The sequence below is a fragment of the Streptococcus sp. GMD4S genome (assembly GCF_000296955.1).
Window position 1 is genome coordinate 1 of the sequence record NZ_AJRE01000469.1, and the last position, 3,064, is coordinate 3,064.

Sequence of the window (3,064 nt, forward strand, 5' to 3'; positions counted from 1 at the left end):
GGAAGACCTTCTTTGATGCTATGGATTTCTTGGTTTCCAATCTCCTCATGCCATTTGGAGCTCTCTGCCTGTCACTTTTTACAGGCTACATCTTTAAGAAGGCTCATGCTAAGGAGGAACTCCATCTTGATGAAAGAGCATGGAAACAAGGACTTTTCCAAGTCTGGCTTTTCCTCCTTCGTTTCATCATTCCTATTATCATCATTGTGGTTTTTATCGCCCAATTTATGTAATCAAAAAGGACTTGAGTAGTAAACTCAGGCCCTTTCTTTTTTTATGGATGGCTAACAATCAATTCCAAACCTTGCCCTTCTAGGGTCCAAGCTTCAACATCACTTGGTAGGATAAAGTGGCTACCTTTTTGGATTGGATAGTTTTTCCCGTCAATAGTAAGCTGACCTTGACCAGCTAAGACACTAAACAAACTGTAGTCTGCTGTCTTTTTAAAGTCAACTTTTCCAGTGATTTCCCACTTGTAAACTGCGAAGAAGTCATTAGACACAAGGAGAGTGGAACGTAGATCATCTGCTTTGATAGTTACAGGACGGCTATTGGCAGGCTCTCCAATGTTTAAAACATCGATGGATTTTTCAAGGTGAAGTTCACGCAAGTTGCCCTTGTCGTCCTTGCGGTCAAAGTCATAAACACGGTAGGTGGTATCGCTAGACTGCTGGGTTTCAAGAATCAAGATACCCGCCCCGATAGCGTGCATGGTTCCGCTTGGTACATAGAAGAAATCTCCAGCTTTAACTGGAACTTTTGTCAGCAAGGTATCCCAGTTCTTGTCCTCGATTTGCTGGCGGAGTTCTTCTTTTGATTTGGCATTGTGGCCATAGATAATCTCTGAACCTTCGTCTGCTGCGATGATGTACCAACACTCTGTTTTCCCTAACTCGCCTTCGTGCTCTAGTCCATAGGTATCGTCTGGGTGAACTTGGACACTGAGCCAGTCGTTGGCATCGAGAATCTTGGTCAACAGTGGAAACACAGGTTCTGGACGGTTACCAAACAATTCACGGTGTTCCGCATACAAAGTAGCTAGGTCTGTTCCCTCAAAACGCCCATTAGCGACCTTTGAAACTCCATTTGGGTGGGCTGAAATAGCCCAGTATTCTCCGATTTTTTCACTTGGAATGTCGTAGCCAAACTCATCACGTAGCTTGGTTCCACCCCAGATTTTTTCTTGCATAACTGATTGTAAAAATAATGGTTCTGACATCTTGATCTCCTGTCTATTTTTCTCACTTCATTATAGCAAAAAGCCAGGTCTAATTGAACTCTTTTTCACATCTTATAAAGTAGGGAGAAGATTTTATAAAAATAGTGAACAAATGTGCTCTACTTAATACTTGCACCATTGCTGGCAATGACATCCTTGTACCAGTAGAAGGATTTCTTCTTGCTCCGTTTGAGACTTCCTTGACCTGCATTATCACGATCCACATAGATAAAACCATAACGCTTGTTCATTTCGCCTGTTCCAGCAGAAACCAGATCTATACAACCCCAAGTCGTATAACCAAGCAATTCAACGCCATCTTGGTAAATAGCATCTCGCATAGCCTTGATGTGGGCTTCTAGATAAGCAATCCGATAGTCATCTGCTACGTATCCATTTTCATCTGGCGTGTCCATAGCACCGAGGCCATTTTCTACGATGAACATAGGCTTTTGATAACGATCCCAGATAGCATTGAGGGTGATACGAAGCCCCAGTGGGTCAATCTGCCAACCCCATTCAGAGGATTCTAGATAAGGATTTTTGATAGAGGCAAAGACATTTCCAGCGGTCAGATTCGTCACTTCTGGATCGCCTGAGGCCACTCGACTCGCATAGTAAGAGAAGGAAACAAAATCAACAGTGTGATTCTTCAACAAATCCAAATCCTCTGCCGTCATTTCAATTTCTATCCCCTCACGCTCCCACTGTTTCTTGGCATAGTTTGGGTATTCCCCACGCGCTTGGACGTCAATGAAGAAGTAACTCTTACGGTCTTCCTCCATAGCTGCCCAGTAGTCTCTCGGATGGGCAGTGTTGGGATAGTATTGTCCTGCTGCCAACATACATCCCACCTTGTTTTCTGGATCAATTTCGTGAGCAATTTTAGTCGCCATAGCCGAGGCTACCAGCTCATGGTGGGCTGCTTGGTATTTGATCTGTTCTTGATTTTCTCCTTCTTCAAAACAAATCCCAGCTCCTAAAAAGGGGGCATGCAGAATCATATTGATTTCGTTGAAGGTGAGCCAGTACTTGACCAAGCCCTTGTAACGGGTAAAGAGGGTGTGACAGAGATTTGCGTAAAAGTCCAACATACGACGATTGCGCCAACCACCGTACTCCCTAATTAAGTGCATGGGGCAATCGAAATGCGTGATGGTCACCAGTGGTTCAATTCCATACTTGTGGCATTCCTTAAATAAATCCTCATAAAAAGCTAGACCAACTTCATTTGGCTCTGCTTCGTCACCTTGAGGAAAAATCCGAGTCCAAGCAATGGAAAGTCGATAGGTTTTAAATCCCATTTCTGCAAAAAGCGCAATATCTTCCTTGTAATGATGGTACATATCAATGGCTTCCTTTGCTGGGTAAAAATAGCCCTCCTCAAACGAAAACATCTTTTTCTGACCTGTAATAATAGCCTCACGGTCTGGACCAATCGGTACCACATCCACATTAGCAAGACCACGGCCATCTTGATTATAAGCACCCTCACATTGATTAGCTGCCGTAGCACCACCCCAGAGGAATCCTTCTGGAAATTGTAGTATTTCTGTCATCACTTTACCTCGATTGATTTATTACTTCTATTATACTAAAAAGGAGGCAAAAAGTTTGGAACCCTCTGGATAATAATAGCACTAAACTTACTTTTATATATACGAAAAAAAGACTGAAACCAGTCTTCTTTTTAAATCAAAGCTGTGATAGCCGTTACTAGGCCAAAAACGATACCTGGTGCATTAGCAGCCGCAAGTGGAATATCTCTTTCTTTCTTGAAAAGACCGTAGTAAACCCAGAGACTACAGTTGATGGCTGCAACCAAGGGCTGGATAAAGTTCCCTT

Annotated in this window: 2 protein-coding genes and 1 pseudogene; 1 reads left to right on the forward strand and 2 read right to left on the reverse strand. The window is 43.0% G+C overall.

Annotation, left to right across the window (positions count from 1 at the left end; all coding sequences use genetic code 11):
* Window positions 1-233: pseudogene (locus GMD4S_RS11670) on the forward strand (sodium-dependent transporter); the annotation flags it as partial.
* Between the two features lie 41 nt (window positions 234-274).
* Here GMD4S_RS11670 and manA read toward each other — a convergent pair.
* Window positions 275-1,219 carry a mannose-6-phosphate isomerase, class I gene (gene manA, locus GMD4S_RS11675; protein ID WP_001294299.1) on the reverse strand — a complete coding sequence of 315 codons (945 nt, stop codon included), beginning with the start codon at window positions 1,217-1,219 and terminating at the stop codon, window positions 275-277.
* Window positions 1,220-1,338: 119 nt separating this feature from the next.
* Window positions 1,339-2,778: a 6-phospho-beta-glucosidase gene (locus GMD4S_RS11680; protein ID WP_000136073.1), complete on the reverse strand. Its 1,440-nt coding sequence runs from the start codon at window positions 2,776-2,778 to the stop codon at window positions 1,339-1,341.
* Between the last annotated feature and the right edge of the window lie 286 nt (window positions 2,779-3,064).

Coding starts and splice junctions, on each gene's coding strand:
- manA (WP_001294299.1), bottom strand. CDS start 1,219: ATGTCAGAACCATTATTTTTACAATCAGTTATGCAAGAAAAAATCTGG.
- GMD4S_RS11680 (WP_000136073.1), bottom strand. CDS start 2,778: ATGACAGAAATACTACAATTTCCAGAAGGATTCCTCTGGGGTGGTGCT.